Genomic DNA, 15,422 nt, shown 5'->3' on the forward strand with positions numbered 1-15,422 from the left:
AATTATTTGAAACTCTGGGATTTTAAAGTGCGTTTGATAAATATATATGAAAAATTTTTTAAGGACATTACTGTAAGTTAGGAAACATAATAAAAAACGGTAAAATAAGGGGAGTAAAAGGAAAAGAAAAAGAACCCTTTATATAAAGGGTTTTTCTGGTGATTTAATATATCAATTACATTCGTGGTAATATTCATCACATGAATCGTTATTATCGTTACAGTATATACAAAATGTTTTTTGAACAAATAAACTAACTACACTAGTAGAACCTTCCTGCTTTGTAAGAGTAAGACTTTGAAAATCTTCAACTTGAAATATTTTTGTTTGAACAGGTTGTAATGTAGTAGTAATTGGTACGCTAGATCTTCTTGTTAGAATAGTTACTTGAACGGGTGCACTCATACCGACAACGAATAACTGAATTAATGTTTTATTATGATTGTTTGTAAAATCCTCAAATACAGTTTGTGGAGCGGTGGTTTCAAGGAAAACTGACACAGGTATATTTCCATTTGCATTTTCTGCAGAACCAGCTATCGTATGAGTTTCAATAAAACAGTTATTTTTTTGATTGTTGGAATGTGATTGGTTTTTATAATATTTTTTACCATCTTTATAAAAGTAATCAGCCATATGAATTTAAAGCTCCCTTCTTTTGGATATCTATATAGTCTATTTAATAAAGTGAAGTAGTGCTTGTACAACATAATAAAATCCGCTCTCGTAATTATCTAAAAATGTTATTTGGAAATTAAAGAGCGCCATTCAAGGCGCTCTCGGATAAACATTAATATTGAAAAAGAATACCACATTATATTTTATGCATGTTCTTAATAAATGTGTAGTTTTTTAGCAAAATCCTTATTTGAAAACAAGAAGCCCTAGAGTTAGGGCTCTAAGGCTTCTTATTTTGGTATTCTCACATGGTTTTTCAAAAAGAATAGAACATATTGAAGATAACATGTGAATGTTTCATAAATGTATCAAAAAAGTGAACAAAATTGCTAGTGGAGAAGAAGCAGAAATGAAGTTTCTAATACGTAAGTACGTGAAAGGTATTATTTCCGGTGAATAAAATGCGCATGGAACACCTAATCATTATTTTATCGGGGGAAAAGAATATGTTATGAACTTGGTTGAATGAAAAAATGAAAATTTTACTTTTAGAGTGAAACTAAACAAAAACGCTATTTTATTAGAAAAGGAGAATGAAAATGGAGGTCCAGTTAATTCACGAACAAACATATAAAAGTCAGTATGATTTAGAAAGTGCAGTAGAAAAATTCTACGATAGTCTCCGAGAAGAATTCGGAATGGTTGAGGACGAGGATATCAAGCAATTTGACCATATAAGCAGAGTATTTGAAGCGACGGCCGCAATGGAGAATGGTTTGAAATTGAAGGTAGAAATATTCTTTGCGGATGATGCAGACGAAGATGAATCATGGGTTTGTAAAGCTTATCAAGTAGCTTAATAGAAACTTCATTTGAAAGGAAAGTGATCAGGGTGGAAGTTCAATATGATGCGCAGGGCCGAATGAAGTATCATCCTGATTACGATCCGAATCATAAGAAGCCGTATACAACGAAAGAATTAGCCTACATATGTAAGTATTATGGATTCGGAAAGGTGAAGGGAATTGCTTTAGCATTAGGAAGAACGGAATTAACGATAAGGCAGCTAGTAAATACTCTCCGGAAGAATGGAATGTTTGAAAAATATAAAACTATGGGTGAGTAATTACAATAAAAATTTCATTTTATAGAAATAAAAACCCTAGTTTCCTAGGGTAATGGTATAACTGCCAAATATATTTTATTCGTTTATATTGTAACTTAATATTACGTTAAATACATCAGGTAAATGAAACCAATTGTAGAAAATAAGAGCAGTTAGCAAAAGCTAACTGCTCATCTCCAAGGGGGAACAAGGAGAAAATCTAATGTCATGTATAGTATTGACGTAATATTTAGTTTTATTCGTGAAGAATTACATTTAACTTAATGCATAACCAACGATTAAAGTTAGTGTTAAAAACACTGATAATAACAATGTTAGCAGAACTGTTACTATGCTTCTAAGCATTGCTATCCAATTACCTGCTTTAGAGAATCCTTTAATACCAGCAAAAAATTTATATTATGCTTCATAGGTTGCTCCTTTGTTATCAAAATATTTCTATTAAATTTTAATGGAAAATATAAGAAAAAGATAGTGGTTATAAATTGGAATGAATTTTTTAACAAAATAATCCTTTTGTTTAAAGAAAAATAAGCTACCAAGTTACATTTATTAGAAATATTTTCTAAGGTATTCTTAAGAAGATGGGAATAGAAAGAATATCTTCGAGAGGAAAGGGGTTAATTTATGTTAGGAAATTGGTTGGGTAAATTAAAAGAACCTAAATGTATACATAGATATAAACTTATTAATAGTCATGACAATGAAGATTTTAAAACTGGTAAGATGGGGATAGTTAGTTATTTCAAATGTGAAAAGTGTGGGAAAGAGAAGGAAATCAGCAAATATACTAATGATGTTAATAGTGACTATTGGGATATTTAAAACAACATTCGAATATCGTCCAGCTAGAAAACTAGAGGACACCAATTCATTAAAGCAGCAATTAAGGCTGTTTTACGAATGGGTGTCCTTTTTATTTTGAAAAGGGAGATGGGGTAATGGAGGGGTTAAAAAATCAGTTACATGAATGGAAAAAGAAATCCAAGCAAGAAAAGAAGAAAAAACCAAAAGAGAAATTAAGTACTCGTGAAATTGAGGATTTAATGGGGATGCATAGACCTTGTTATGAACGAAGACGTGGAGCAATAAGACAAAAATAATCTAAAAATAAAAAGGAGCGGTCTTATATGACTAAACAATTATCTTTCTTACCAAAAATTGATAGAACAGCGAAACAAGAGGAATTAGAAGGCGTGTTGGAAAGTGTACGTATACATAGGAAATGTGAAAATTAGAAACAGATTCTTTCTTCTAGTAGAAATTGAAGTGGAAGTTGGAAATGTAGCCATAGAGGAATTTGTTTTTATTCGAATATCTGAGCAAGAAGCTAGAACATTGTTAGTAGGGGGTATTTACAAAAAGAATAGCGTATTTTTTCATTTTAGGGGAGATTTTGTTGAATTAGCTTGATAGCGATTAGTGGTACCCCTTATAGGATAATAGAAGTTTTGCATTTTCAATTTTTTTACACTCTATTAACAAGGCAGTTATAGCATCCTGGTTTAGCGTTAAGAATATGAATATATTCTACTTCTTTATTATCAAAAATTTCATCTATATTTTCTCTTAAATTTACACCTTCTGTAACCCTTGCTTCTACAATCATTGAGTCAGCATTGTAGCCGCGTACAGATAGATACCTATGATGTAACATATGCGGAATTTCATTTACATCTAGCTTAGCAGTAGTTGCTCCCTTTCGTATAAATATAGGACCACTTGCTTTATAAGGCGAATTAACACTATGATATTGGTAATTCAGTAAAATTACCTCTTCTCCTACCTCTGCATCCTTCAAACTTACCCTGCAAGGATATCCAGGATTTTTATTTGCTATTATTTTGACTGCCCCGATATTTTTTAATACTTCTTCATTCATTAGAAATAGGTTATTAAACTCCTTCTCTTGTAACGCAACGATTTGAAAGTTATTTCTCATATTCTATCCCTCCTTAATTAGTTGTTATAAAGCAATTCACTAATGATGCTACCACTAAAGTTCATAAAACTTGTTCAATAATGCTGCCCGTTTGTTGAGGATTGAATTAAAAAGCCTACAATTCTATAACAGAGAAAAAATTGCTTATTATTGTTCAATACAAAGTTGTTTACTTTTAATCAATCAGTAATGATTTATCGAAAAATACGATGAGTACAAAGCACTCTTGTTAATTCATGCTATCTTTTGTTAAAGAACGTGAATTCAGTCAAGTTCTTGGTTTACGGTATTTCCACTATGGAAAGCCCGGAATTGACTCGGTGAAAATCCTGTATTTCTTTTAAATGCATTATAAAAGCTAGATACACTTTGATAGCCTGTTTGATAACCAATCTCTGTACTATTAAAGACCGTTGTCAAGAGCAGTTCCTTTGCTTTCTTAACTCTGATCCTTTCTAGATATATTCGAGGAGTATACCCTGTTCTTTCTTTGAAACTCCGATTTAAATGAAAACGACTAACTCCTACCCTTGATGCAATTTCATTTAAAGACATGTTTTGAACATAATTATTTTTTATCAATCGCATAGTATCTTCTAAAACGCATTCGAACGGGTCGTATATTTTTATATTTAGATCTGATCGGCATCTTTTGCATGGGCGATAGCCTGCCCTTTGAGCTTCTTGCGCATTTGAAAAAAAGGATACATTTTCATAATTAGGAACCTTAGACTTGCAAGAAGGCTGGCAGAAAATTCCAGTTGTCTTGACTGCGTAAAAGAATATCCCGTCATACGCTGAATCACATGATACTGTTGCTTTCCACATGGTATCTCTAGAAAGGTTATTTTGATCTTTCATTAGATTTTAATCCTCCCTTGTAGGCGAAAATCTTATTACTTAAAATCATATAAATCACATATATAGCCACGACAATTAACGGAACAAATATATACAATTGAAAAAATGGAATCACCAGCAAACATAAAATGAAAGAGATTAACGATGCCCACCATGCCAGTGTGTTCTTCCTAAATAATTTAACGCCTGCCGCCATTGAAAGAACATAAACTAGAATCCCAAGAGAAGTCGGTATAAACAAAATATCATCAAACGTTAGTGACAAAGCTTTTGTCACTAACACACCTGCTACCGAAAAACAGATAACAAACAATACCATCTGTCTTGGAATTTGAGTAGTTGCATGCAGCCTTGAGAAAAATTTTGGGAAAGCACCATCTCTGCTTAATGAATATCCTAATTGCGTTAGGCTGGCTACAAAAGCATTCGCTGTCCCTGTACAAATAATTAAAGCTAAAACAGCTGTAACGACTTTGGCACCTCCGCCTACTGTACCTCCCATTATAACACCGATAGGAGACAGGTTGCTTTCTTGACTGCCATACGTGGCCGTTCCAATAGTGACAAGACTTAGCGCTAAAAATAATAATCCAATGACAACTGCACTAATAACTGCTCCTTTGATAATATCTTTTTCTGGCCTTTTAAAGTGCTCAGCCAGATTACAAATCGCCTCCCAACCAAAAAATGCCCAAAAGATAACCATTATAGCGTTCCCGACAGAAAACCATCCATTTGGAACAAAGGGAGTAAAATTCCCCCATTGTATTCTTGGAAACGCCACAAATACAGCTGACGCTAAAAGAATCAGTAATAAGGAACTTAAAATCACTGCAACTTTACCACTAACATTTACGCCGTAATAATTGGAAACACCTGCAATTACCAAAATAAAGACGGCAATTATAATTGTTTCAAAATGCGAAAATCCAAATGCCTGACTGACGTAAAAAGCACCAGTTAAAGATACAATCGTTTGACCAACTGCTGCTGTTACAAAGTAAAACCACCCAACGATATTGCCAAGATGATATCCAAAAGAATTTCTAACAAAGGTTGCTGCTCCACCAGAATCAGGATATATCCGTGCCAAACTAGCAAAGGAATAAGCAAGCGGAAAACTAATTATAATAACGATAAGCCAGGATACAATAGATGCAGGGCCCGCTATTGAGGCCGTTACCCCCGATAAAAAAAGGACACCTGATCCTAGAATAGCTGAAATGTATAACGCAATTCCTTGAAATAATCCAATGGCTTTATTGTTCATGATCCCCCCCTTTTATAGGATTTAGTGTACTAGTAAAAAGGGGGGGATTCTTCTTGTTTTTTGCGGTTTAATTCGTTTAATAAAACAATCAAAAGCATTTTTATTATATTTCTTCTTCAACAATCGGGCCAGATTGTTGAAGAAAGTAGCCTGTTCCAATAAAGAACTTTATTATTCAGTAAACAACTTGTCATGAAACCATAAAACGAACCGAAATTTTTCTTAAGGGTAGAAAATTCGGCTCGCTTTATGTTGGGATTTGCTTAGCTTATATTTTCGTTAAAATGTGGGCGGGATCCCATGCCCATCAAGCTAACATTTTGAGACATCTCCATTACGAGAAATCTTCAAGAAAACAGACTTTGAAGTAAGGATACTATATACACGTATAGTACTCGCTAATTGGTGCTTTGGCTTTATGGATGCTTATAGTAATCTATATAAAATAATCTTTTTTTATAAATAAAAGGGCCTGATGTGAGAGAAAAGGCCTTTTCAAAAATTGCATATGAGGAAAATCAATGTCAATAGTTTAATACCAATAAATAAGAATTAATTCCAGGTATTAAGTATTGAGAAATAAAAAATATTTAACGCAACAAATTGGTTAACTTTATGAGCTAACCAATTGTTACACAAAAGAAAATTAGGCCCTCTAAGTAATAGATGTGTAACTTAAAGTTACAGTTATAGTGTAAGCGAGATTGAAAATGTTATACGAAAGTAATTCTGTTAAAAAGTTTCATTTTGTCATAAATAAAAGAGCAGTTAGCCCAGCCTAACTGCTCGATACAGAGGTAATAATCTAGCTACATAGATATTATATGCTGAGTTATTGATTTTATTTGTGTAAAAAACAAAAGAGCAGCTAACAAAACCTAGCCGCTCTAAACAGTGATGTGTCTCTAGATGTAGTTGTAGTATAAACAGAATGCTGAGTTTTATTCATGGGGAGATAGAAATGAGCTTGAAAATAGAATATAGTCCGGCTAGAAAACTAGAGGACACCAATTTTTAGAGCCGCGATAAAATTGTTTTAAGAAAGGGTGTTCTCTTTATTTTGAAAGGGGATTCGGGAAATGAAGGTATTAGAATAGAAATGTTTAAAAAACGCATAGATTGATAAAAAGTAAAGGGCGAATTCCTTATGAGAATAAGGAATATTATCATTTTTGTTACCATTTTCTTCTATCCTTATATATAATTGATTTGTATTTTATATATAAATTAGGAGGGAATTTATGACTACAAATAAGGACTACATTCGTTATATCCGGGGAAAAGTAGGGCATGATTTAATATTTCTTAATTTTGCTGGAGGTATTGTTTATAACGAACGAAATGAAATTCTTTTACAAAAACGGGGAGATAGAAATGAGTGGGGTCTACCAGGTGGTGCTATGGAACTTGGAGAATCTCTTGAAGAAACCGCTAAACGAGAAATATTTGAGGAGACAGGATTAAATGTTGAGGTTGAACATCTTATAGGTGTCTACTCTAAATATTCTGGTGAGTTTCCGAACGGAGATAAAGCTCAGACTATCACTCATTGTTTTCAATGTAAGCCAATTGGCGGAGAACTTACTGTAGATGGTATTGAGACTTTGGATTTAAAATACTTCCCAATAGACCAAATACCAAAATTATTCACAAAACTACACGAAGATGCCTTAGAAGATTGGCTTTCCAAAAGAAAAGGTGTATTTAGATAAAACACTTTCAAATTAATTATCCATAATCTTTAACTAACGGGCGCTTTAATTGAGTAAGAAAATAAAAACTTTTAACTTCCGCTAAAGATAATTATGTTAATGATTTAGTGATGGCAGTCCTGTTAAGGACAAGAAGAGGAACGTATAAAAATAGAGTTGTAGAAATAGAAAGAGTGGATTCCATGTGAGAGAATAGGGAGCCACTTTTTTTCTTGCAACTGATAAAGAGACACTATATCTGACTTACATAAATATCCTAGTTGTTCAAATTTGTCCTTGCTAATGGTACCATTAGAGTCATGGAGGGATATTATGTTTACTTTTAGATAATGCTTTAAGTTAAGTCTTTACAATTAAGCCCATTAAACGAAAGCCTTTAAATATAGAGCGTACAACTTTCATGAAGATGCGCCCTAAAAGAAATATTAAGTATGTATTATTTCTTTTCTTTAACTTCGTATTTAGCTTCAATAAAATTTAATAATTTACCTTTTTGATCATCATTTTCTTATATTTCCTTATCGTGTTGTATAATTGATTACGAGTTACTCTTTCTATTTTGATGTTCCTCTACTTTCTTATCATATACCTTAGAGAAATCATCCTTGTTTTCTTTAGCTAATTGGTAAACTGCTTCTTTCCACTGTTCTCTATCCATGCCTAACAGGTGGGGAGAACTATTCGCAATAACTACACTAACTTCTTTTACATCTTTACCTTTAGCTTCTAATATTGGTTTTGTACCTTTTCTTGCATCCTCTATCCCTTCTAAGATGAGTTTATGCGTGTCTTTATACTTATCAGGTACTTTTACGTTCTCCATTCGATCTAAAGCTTCATCCAAAATACTTGCCGTTTTGAATACCTCTTTATACTTTTCATCACCTTTTAGTGCATAACCTAAACCTATTATTATGTCATCCTTATTAAAGTTAAAATCTAGTAATTGTTCATACATGTAACTTGGATACTGTTCCTCAGATATTGTAGTTTTCAACATTGCTTTACTAGTTTCTTCAGTCTTAGGAGTAGAATCTTTATCTCCTAGCCCACAACCGAACAATAATAGAACTGGCATTGTCAACGCTATGAGTTTCGTTGCTTTCATTATGTATTCCCCTTTTAGAAAGTATTGTAATTAATTAACATATTGTACCATAACATAAATTATGAATATTAGATATACAAATTCCCTATCTTTACCGTGAAATGCATTTATTGTAATAATGAAGAATATGATACACATGCTTGGAATTGAAAAAATTTATAGCTCGTGAAATAAACATATACAAAGAAAAAGACATATTTATATTGTCCTCACCCTTACCGTCCATTTTGTCTAAAATATGGGTAGTCAAACCCACACATTAATACACAATTGGAAACATAATCAGTATATTAAGAAAAAATGTGTGAATTATTTAAACAAAAAAGTGTTAGCAAGTTTGCAAACGAACTTGCTAACACTTATACAGAATAGACATAACTTATTGCCGATATGTCGCCTTTGAAAATAGCTTTAATCAGTTACATCACACTTTATACGAAATACTCATAAAAACAGTCTTAATATACATGATAACAGTATAAACTCTATATTTCTTTTAATAATTTAAGGTTATATCCTTTCTGCATTCGCCGCGTTTAACCACGAATCATAGAATTCTGTAACTGATGCATACCGTTCTGCCCGATTTTCATTTACAGCACGATACGCTACCTCATATAATTCCTTACTTGCTTCCCATTTTATAAAGGAACGATCTTTTTCACCGCCTAGAAGTGAGAAAGCCATTGCTCCCATATTAAATACATTTGTTCTTTCATCAATTATAGCGTTTAGTTCAAATTCCTCTGGTGACATAAAACGGGAGGAACCCCATAGCCGGCCCATTTTATTTATGTAAGGTTTCTTACTGTATAAATCTATATCACAAATTTTTGTTTCGTTTGTATTAAAATTATATAAAATACTACCGTCATAAAAATCTATCGCTACATAGTTTTTCTTTTCTACATAAGTATGGAAAGAAAAAATGGAATGTAAGGAATGAATTCGTTTTATAGCAGACAAATGTCTAAATTTATAAAATGGAGAGTTTGGATTTTTATATTTCTCAGGAGGTGGGAAACGCCAATGCGAATGAAGACATTCACCATCAAACCAATCGAAAATTAATACATATCCAGATTGAACTGGAAAATGATCGATTAATCTTATAAGCGAGTCATGCTTTAAATCTTCATAGATAGTAACTGAATTTTTTAGCCTTTCAATAGCATCCCTTGTTGTTCCTTCATATGCAATTGTTTGTGCTCCTGCGTATTTAATAAATTTCTTATGACCATCTTTTTCTATACCAAAACTTATATTACCTGAATCTTGCTGGTCAAAAACTGCAAATACGGTCCCTAATTTAATAAGCCAATCAAAATTATGATATTCTTTCAATTGGAATGTTACGTTATTTAACTGAATTTCCACGGAATTATCTTTCATAGATTACCTCACATTTAATATAATTAAGTTGTACATTCCACTATTTCGACATATTTTATGGAAATCCTATGCTAATAATATAAAATTTTATAAATATAATGATAAACACTTATAAAGAGGTGAATATAATGGACCAACAAATTGTTATTAAAGCATATCAAAAAGACTGGGTTGAAGAGTATATAAAAGAAAAAGAGAAATTCTGTTCCTTGTTAGGACAAGAAATAATTGCTGTTGAACATATAGGAAGCACTGCAGTAAAAGGATTAGGAGCTAAACCTCTTATTGATATGATGATTGGCGTAACGGACTTGCAAATTACTGAAAACTGGATAGAAATTCTATCTGAAATTGGATATGAGTTTGTTCCAAAAGAAGCTACGAATTGGCGCTTTTTTAGAAAGGGAAAATGGAGAGCAGGTACTCATCATTTGCATGTTTATATTTATAATAGCGAAGAATGGAGAAACAATATTTTATTTCGGGACTTTCTAATAAGCCATGAATGGGCACGTGAAGAATATAGAGAATTAAAAGAGATGCTTGCTATTACATATACTTTTGATCGTGTGTCGTATACAAAGGCAAAAGCGCCGTTTATTCGAAAAATATTAGAATTAGCTAGAACTTAATAAATTTATAGATTCTTATCTAACTAGTTTTGAAACCTCTTCCTATACTTTTTATAGGGAGGGGATTTTTTGTTTTTTTCATGACAAAATATATAAGTTCTAATTATTGGAGGCAAACTATTTTATTTATTTTGATATTTCGAGTACATTGGAAATATTAAGGGGGAATTAAGCAATGAAAGCTATTGTACATCAATATAAAAAAGGATTAGAGGGATTAGAATATAAATTTTCACCTGAGATAAGTCCTAATGCAGGTGAAGTAAAAGTAAAGTTAAAAGCTGCAGGATTAAATCATAGGGATTTATTTATTATAAATAATAGAAAAGAAATGGATCTATCATTAGTAATAGGGTCAGATGGATCAGGAGTTGTTACAGAAATAGGAGAAGGAGTTTCAAATATTAAACTACATACAGAAGTTATTATTAATCCTAGTATTGGATGGGAACATGCTACTGAAGTACCGGAGTTACCGGAAGTGCTAGGTGGACCGAAAGATGGAACGTTTGCTGAATATGTAATTGTACCAGCTGAAAATGTAGTAGAAAAGCCTTCATATCTTACTTGGGAAGAATCAGGTGTTTTATCTTTATCCGCACTAACTGCATATAGAGCGCTTTTTACAAAAGGTAGACTGAAGTGCGGCGAACACGTTTTAATTCCGGGAATAGGCGGTGGTGTTGCTACATTTGCCATGTTATTCGCGAAAGCAATTGGCGCAAAAGTGAGTGTTACTTCTAGGGTAGAGAATAAAAGGGAACTTGCTGAGAAATATGGTGCAGATATTTCTTTTCATAGTGCTGGAAATTGGGAAGAGAGCTTACAAGGTGAAAAAGTAGATTTAATAATAGATAGTATAGGTCCGGCAACTTTTTTGAAATATTTTGATGTATTAAAACCAAATGGAAGAATCGTGAATTTTGGTGCAAGCTCAGGAGATAAAATTGAATTACCATTACGCGCGCTATTTTACAATCAAATTGATATTATGGGAACATCCATGGGTAGCGGTGAGGAATTTAATGAGATGATAAAATTTATAGAAAAACATCAAATTAAACCAATTATTGATAAAGTTTACTCGTTAGAAGAAGCAATTCGAGCACTAAGCCGTATGGAACATGGAGAACAATTCGGAAATATTGTACTTCAAATGAATTAAAAAATATGATTTTGCAATTAGTATATTTAAATGAATATGTTATGTATCCCAAACATGAAAAAATACGAACCGCCTTATTATAAAGGCTTACCAGCTTTATACATAAATTGCGTATAAAATTTGTTTTATAATTGTCATATGAATAATAGTAAAATGAGAATTAGATGAAAAAAGTTTAAGCCTATTTTCATAATGGTATTGTATACTGTGTAAATCAAGAACACTTGTATGTAAGGAGAGAGTTTAATGAATTACACAGTATTTCAGTGGTTTAATAATTTTGCTGATTCATCCAAACTATTAGATACGTTAATGGTTGCTATTACAAATAGCGCTGCATACGTAGCCATTTTATTTATGCTTATCTTATGGTTTAATAATGGAAAGAAAGATAAGGCAATTAGAAAACAATATACAGTTTTATATACGACGCTTTCGGTTATTTTTGCATTATTAGTAAATGTTCTTATACACGCAGTATATTACCATCCGCGTCCGTTCGTATCACATGATGTACATCAATTAGTACCACATGCAGCAGATTCATCATTCGTTAGCGATCATTCTGTACTTGTATTTTCAATCGTCTTCGTATTTATTCTTAGAGGAGAAAAACTGAAATATATCGCGCTATTATGGGCAGTATTAGTCGGTATATCACGTATGTACGTAGGTGTTCATTATCCTTTAGATATACTTGGTGCAGCATTCTTAACACTTATTATGAGCGCATTAGTAATGCAAAGTGCACGTATGTTTGAACCAATAGCGAAACTTGTATTCAAAATGTATGCATTAGTAGCGAGACGAATTCCTTTCTTAGCGAAATATAACCATATCGCATAATTGTATTATAAAAAAGTTCCCCTTTGGACATCCAGAGGGGAACTTTTTTATAGGAAATACGAAAAGAGTTTAGAGTGCTCTGTAATCAAGTTGTACTAATTAATATTTTGAAATTTCACGCACCGAATTTAAATTATATAAAATAATGACACAAAATAACAACAGTTAGTTTTGCATTGTTTTAAAGGAATTAAAAAGAAAACTTCGAAACATATAATATCGCAAACAAAAATTACAAATTTAAAAACGTATCTTCGTACGAATCCATTCCAAAAGAGAGGAGATAAGTATGCAAAAACTCCAAACGAATAAAGGCGCTCGATATATGATGATTGCTTTTATTGTTTTGTTTCTTATTATGATTTTGCGTATATTCTATATTCAGGCAGTAGGAGTCGTGCATAATGTGAATGTAAAGGATCTAGCGAATGAACAACATAATAAAAAAGGTGTTTTAGAAGCGAATCGTGGCACTATCTATGACCAAACCGGGAAGGTGTTAGTACAAGATTCTACAACGTATCGAGTTGTTGTGAATTTAAAAGGAAAAGATAAAGTGAAAAATAAAGATGAAACCGCACAACAATTAGCCGATGCGCTTGAAATTGATAAAGAAGAAGTATTGAAAAACTTGCATGAAGGGCGTACACAAGTTGAAATTGGAAAAATTGGTCGGAACTTATCTAGGGAAACGAAGGAAAAAATTAATGATTTAAAAATACCAGGTGTATCTTTTATGACGGAAAAAGCAAGAGTGTATCCGAATGAAGACTTTGCATCCTATATACTTGGTTTTGCTAGACCAGATGATAAAGGGAATACAGAAGGAAAGTTTGGGCTTGAAAAGAGTTTGGATAAATATTTGCGCTCTACAAACGGGAATATAGAATATGTGGGTACACGAAGGGGGATTCCGCTTACGAATGATATAGGTAAAGTAGAACCTGCTAAAAATGGGAATAACGTATATTTAACCCTTGATAAACAAATTAATAGCTTTTTAGAAGAAGCGATGAACAAAGCACAAGAGCATTATGATCCTTCTATGTTAATTGGAATTATTGCTGATCCAAAAACAGGAAAGGTTTTAGCAATGTCTAGTAAACCTAGTTACAATCCTAATGTAGGTGATATCGAATACTTTTTAAATGATCCGATTGCAAATGCATATGAACCAGGTTCAACAATGAAAGTTTTTACGTTAGCAGCTGCCATTAATGAAGGTGTATATAACGGAAAAGAATATTTTCAATCTGGAAAATATTCCGTGGGTTCATCTGATATAAAAGATCATAATGGTGGATTTGGATGGGGATCAATTACGTTTGATGAAGGTTTTGAAAGGTCATCAAACGTAGCTTTCTCTATTTTAGAAGATCAGTTACTGAAACCAAATAAATTTAAGCAATATATGAAAAAATTTGGATTCAATCAAAAAACAGGAATAGATTTACCTGGTGAAAGTAAAAATACTTTATTATTAAATACGCAAATTCAACAAGTTACAACTTCTTTCGGCCAAGGTTCTACAGTAACTCCTATTCAATTAATCCAAGCGGCTACTGCAATAGCAAATGACGGGAAAATGATGCAACCATATATCGTTGATAAAATTGTAAATCCAACAAACAAAGAAGTTATTATGGAAAATCAACCGAAAGAAATTGGGAATCCGATAAAAAAAGAAACAGCGGACAAGGTTAGAAGCTTAATGGAGCGTGTTATAACATCTTCAAAAGGAACTGGTACAATGTATAAAGTGGATGGTTATCCAATTGGAGGTAAGACAGGAACAGCACAAATCCCGAATCCTGAAAACGGCCGATATATGGAAGGGAAAGAGAATTACATTTTCTCCTTTTTAGGAATGGCTCCAATTGATGATCCGGAGTTAATCGTATACTTAGCTATTAAGCAGCCAAAGTTAAAAGGAGATGAGTATGGAGCTCAGCCTCTTGCTGAAATATTTAAACCTGTTATAAAAAACAGCCTTGAATATTTAAAAGTGAAACCGTATACAGAAAAACAAATAGCTGATGCAGCGAAACAATCTCAATTAAAAGTGCAAAATTATGTAAATAAATCGATGGATACAATAGAGAAAAGTGTAGAAAAAGAGAAGCTACAGCCGGTAATTTTAGGAGAAGGAAAAATAATAAAACAATACCCACAGTCTGGCGAGGTAATAAGTGAAGGAGATCGTATATTTTTATTAGGAAATAACGCACATATGCCAAATGTAAAAGGTTGGTCCATGCGTGATGTTATGTATTTCTCTAAGCTTTTGAAATTAGATTTGAAAACTTCTGGTACGGGTTATGTAACGAGCCAAAGTATTGAAAAAGGACAAGGTTTACAAGAAGGAGATACACTAGAAATAGAATTAGAACCGCCGTTACAACCGTTAACAGAGGCGAATACGAATTAATTCAGGTATTTGGAAGGAGCTATATGAAAATGGCTCTTTCTTTAGAGTTATAAGTAATTTCACGCACCGTAATTTTTAGAAAAAATAATAAATAAGTGAATTAATAATAATACGTTATTAAATATCTGATTATTTTTTATTTACAGTTAAAATCATTTGTGATAATATGGAAAAAATCAAATGCAGTGAAGAGAATAGTAAATAAAATGAATTTTTCACAGAGAGCTCCATTTAGCTGAAAAGGAGTAAAAATTCTTTATTGAATCAAGCCTCTGAGCAGCACACCGGAACCTGTTATGAAGGGGGTGGTGTGACGGGAGCT

General features: G+C 32.5%; 15 protein-coding genes, 1 pseudogene and 1 other annotated feature (1 of these 17 running past the window's edge). Of the genes and pseudogenes, 9 read left to right on the plus strand and 7 right to left on the minus strand.

Annotated features, from left to right (window positions below; genetic code table 11):
* Nucleotides 1-171 precede the first annotated feature (171 nt).
* Nucleotides 172-636: a hypothetical protein gene (locus tag NZ044_RS13020; protein ID WP_000796390.1), complete on the minus strand. Its 465-nt coding sequence runs from the start codon at nucleotides 634-636 to the stop codon at nucleotides 172-174.
* Between the two features lie 581 nt (nucleotides 637-1,217).
* On the opposite strand from NZ044_RS13020, the gene NZ044_RS13025 reads away from it, so the two are divergent.
* Complete coding sequence (locus tag NZ044_RS13025) at nucleotides 1,218-1,478, plus strand: hypothetical protein (protein ID WP_000453677.1); 261 nt, start codon at nucleotides 1,218-1,220, stop codon at nucleotides 1,476-1,478.
* A gap of 32 nt (nucleotides 1,479-1,510) precedes the next feature.
* Nucleotides 1,511-1,744: a hypothetical protein gene (locus NZ044_RS13030; protein WP_000453747.1), complete on the plus strand. Its 234-nt coding sequence runs from the start codon at nucleotides 1,511-1,513 to the stop codon at nucleotides 1,742-1,744.
* Between the two features lie 255 nt (nucleotides 1,745-1,999).
* On the opposite strand, the pseudogene NZ044_RS30845 reads toward NZ044_RS13030, so the two are convergent.
* Nucleotides 2,000-2,286, minus strand: a pseudogene (locus NZ044_RS30845) (hypothetical protein).
* Between the two features lie 85 nt (nucleotides 2,287-2,371).
* Between NZ044_RS30845 and NZ044_RS13035 the strand changes: the two are divergent.
* Nucleotides 2,372-2,569, plus strand: coding sequence for a hypothetical protein (locus tag NZ044_RS13035; RefSeq protein WP_000901426.1), 198 nt, complete (start codon nucleotides 2,372-2,374; stop codon nucleotides 2,567-2,569).
* Between the two features lie 116 nt (nucleotides 2,570-2,685).
* A complete protein-coding gene (locus tag NZ044_RS13040) occupies nucleotides 2,686-2,847 on the plus strand; it encodes a hypothetical protein (RefSeq protein ID WP_002082702.1) in 162 nt (53 codons plus the stop codon).
* Nucleotides 2,848-3,212: 365 nt separating this feature from the next.
* Here the strand turns inward: NZ044_RS13040 and NZ044_RS13045 are convergent, their stop codons facing one another.
* The 3 genes from NZ044_RS13045 to NZ044_RS13055 form a co-directional block, all read right to left on the minus strand.
* A complete protein-coding gene (locus NZ044_RS13045) occupies nucleotides 3,213-3,686 on the minus strand; it encodes a DUF1203 domain-containing protein (RefSeq protein ID WP_001245408.1) in 474 nt (157 codons plus the stop codon).
* Between the two features lie 264 nt (nucleotides 3,687-3,950).
* Nucleotides 3,951-4,547, minus strand: a complete 597-nt coding sequence (locus NZ044_RS13050) for a bifunctional transcriptional activator/DNA repair enzyme AdaA (protein WP_098506113.1) — start codon at nucleotides 4,545-4,547, stop codon at nucleotides 3,951-3,953.
* The gene (locus tag NZ044_RS13055; protein WP_098506116.1) at nucleotides 4,531-5,817 is read right to left on the minus strand and encodes an APC family permease; all 1,287 of its coding nucleotides are present in this window, start codon (nucleotides 5,815-5,817) and stop codon (nucleotides 4,531-4,533) included. The genes NZ044_RS13050 and NZ044_RS13055 overlap by 17 nt, the downstream gene beginning before the upstream one ends.
* A gap of 1,241 nt (nucleotides 5,818-7,058) precedes the next feature.
* On the opposite strand from NZ044_RS13055, the gene NZ044_RS13060 reads away from it, so the two are divergent.
* A complete protein-coding gene (locus tag NZ044_RS13060; RefSeq protein ID WP_000210489.1) occupies nucleotides 7,059-7,529 on the plus strand; it encodes an NUDIX hydrolase in 471 nt (156 codons plus the stop codon).
* Between the two features lie 538 nt (nucleotides 7,530-8,067).
* Here NZ044_RS13060 and NZ044_RS13065 read toward each other — a convergent pair.
* Together NZ044_RS13065 and NZ044_RS13070 are read right to left on the minus strand one after the other, a co-directional pair.
* Nucleotides 8,068-8,637: a membrane protein gene (locus tag NZ044_RS13065; RefSeq protein WP_000648401.1), complete on the minus strand. Its 570-nt coding sequence runs from the start codon at nucleotides 8,635-8,637 to the stop codon at nucleotides 8,068-8,070.
* A gap of 510 nt (nucleotides 8,638-9,147) precedes the next feature.
* Nucleotides 9,148-10,029, minus strand: coding sequence for a protein kinase domain-containing protein (locus tag NZ044_RS13070; protein WP_000654529.1), 882 nt, complete (start codon nucleotides 10,027-10,029; stop codon nucleotides 9,148-9,150).
* 128 nt (nucleotides 10,030-10,157) lie between these two features.
* Between NZ044_RS13070 and NZ044_RS13075 the strand changes: the two genes are divergently transcribed.
* From NZ044_RS13075 to NZ044_RS13090, 4 genes are all read left to right on the plus strand, one after another.
* Nucleotides 10,158-10,661 carry a GrpB family protein gene (locus tag NZ044_RS13075; RefSeq protein ID WP_000372681.1) on the plus strand — a complete coding sequence of 168 codons (504 nt, stop codon included), beginning with the start codon at nucleotides 10,158-10,160 and terminating at the stop codon, nucleotides 10,659-10,661.
* Between the two features lie 175 nt (nucleotides 10,662-10,836).
* Nucleotides 10,837-11,826 carry a zinc-binding dehydrogenase gene (locus NZ044_RS13080; RefSeq protein WP_000644526.1) on the plus strand — a complete coding sequence of 330 codons (990 nt, stop codon included), beginning with the start codon at nucleotides 10,837-10,839 and terminating at the stop codon, nucleotides 11,824-11,826.
* Between the two features lie 246 nt (nucleotides 11,827-12,072).
* Nucleotides 12,073-12,672: an undecaprenyl-diphosphatase gene (locus NZ044_RS13085; protein ID WP_001110130.1), complete on the plus strand. Its 600-nt coding sequence runs from the start codon at nucleotides 12,073-12,075 to the stop codon at nucleotides 12,670-12,672.
* 289 nt (nucleotides 12,673-12,961) lie between these two features.
* On the plus strand, nucleotides 12,962-15,100 hold the full coding sequence (locus tag NZ044_RS13090; RefSeq protein ID WP_001170951.1) for a penicillin-binding protein: 2,139 nt from the start codon (nucleotides 12,962-12,964) through the stop codon (nucleotides 15,098-15,100).
* Between the two features lie 176 nt (nucleotides 15,101-15,276).
* Nucleotides 15,277-15,422, plus strand: a binding site (T-box leader); it runs 113 nt beyond the window's last position.

Origin of the sequence: Bacillus sp. FSL K6-1338, assembly GCF_038006965.1 — a bacterium.
In the GTDB taxonomy this organism is placed as follows: domain Bacteria; phylum Bacillota; class Bacilli; order Bacillales; family Bacillaceae_G; genus Bacillus_A; species Bacillus_A thuringiensis_S.

What these genes read in the sequence shown, in the direction of transcription:
- NZ044_RS13020 (WP_000796390.1), bottom strand. Translation starts at nt 636, where the DNA reads ATGGCTGATTACTTTTATAAAGATGGTAAAAAATATTATAAAAACCAA.
- NZ044_RS13025 (WP_000453677.1), top strand. Translation starts at nt 1,218, where the DNA reads ATGGAGGTCCAGTTAATTCACGAACAAACATATAAAAGTCAGTATGAT.
- NZ044_RS13035 (WP_000901426.1), top strand. Translation starts at nt 2,372, where the DNA reads ATGTTAGGAAATTGGTTGGGTAAATTAAAAGAACCTAAATGTATACAT.
- NZ044_RS13040 (WP_002082702.1), top strand. Translation starts at nt 2,686, where the DNA reads ATGGAGGGGTTAAAAAATCAGTTACATGAATGGAAAAAGAAATCCAAG.
- NZ044_RS13045 (WP_001245408.1), bottom strand. Translation starts at nt 3,686, where the DNA reads ATGAGAAATAACTTTCAAATCGTTGCGTTACAAGAGAAGGAGTTTAAT.
- NZ044_RS13050 (WP_098506113.1), bottom strand. Translation starts at nt 4,547, where the DNA reads ATGAAAGATCAAAATAACCTTTCTAGAGATACCATGTGGAAAGCAACA.
- NZ044_RS13055 (WP_098506116.1), bottom strand. Translation starts at nt 5,817, where the DNA reads ATGAACAATAAAGCCATTGGATTATTTCAAGGAATTGCGTTATACATT.
- NZ044_RS13060 (WP_000210489.1), top strand. Translation starts at nt 7,059, where the DNA reads ATGACTACAAATAAGGACTACATTCGTTATATCCGGGGAAAAGTAGGG.
- NZ044_RS13065 (WP_000648401.1), bottom strand. Translation starts at nt 8,637, where the DNA reads ATGAAAGCAACGAAACTCATAGCGTTGACAATGCCAGTTCTATTATTG.
- NZ044_RS13070 (WP_000654529.1), bottom strand. Translation starts at nt 10,029, where the DNA reads ATGAAAGATAATTCCGTGGAAATTCAGTTAAATAACGTAACATTCCAA.
- NZ044_RS13075 (WP_000372681.1), top strand. Translation starts at nt 10,158, where the DNA reads ATGGACCAACAAATTGTTATTAAAGCATATCAAAAAGACTGGGTTGAA.
- NZ044_RS13080 (WP_000644526.1), top strand. Translation starts at nt 10,837, where the DNA reads ATGAAAGCTATTGTACATCAATATAAAAAAGGATTAGAGGGATTAGAA.
- NZ044_RS13085 (WP_001110130.1), top strand. Translation starts at nt 12,073, where the DNA reads ATGAATTACACAGTATTTCAGTGGTTTAATAATTTTGCTGATTCATCC.
- NZ044_RS13090 (WP_001170951.1), top strand. Translation starts at nt 12,962, where the DNA reads ATGCAAAAACTCCAAACGAATAAAGGCGCTCGATATATGATGATTGCT.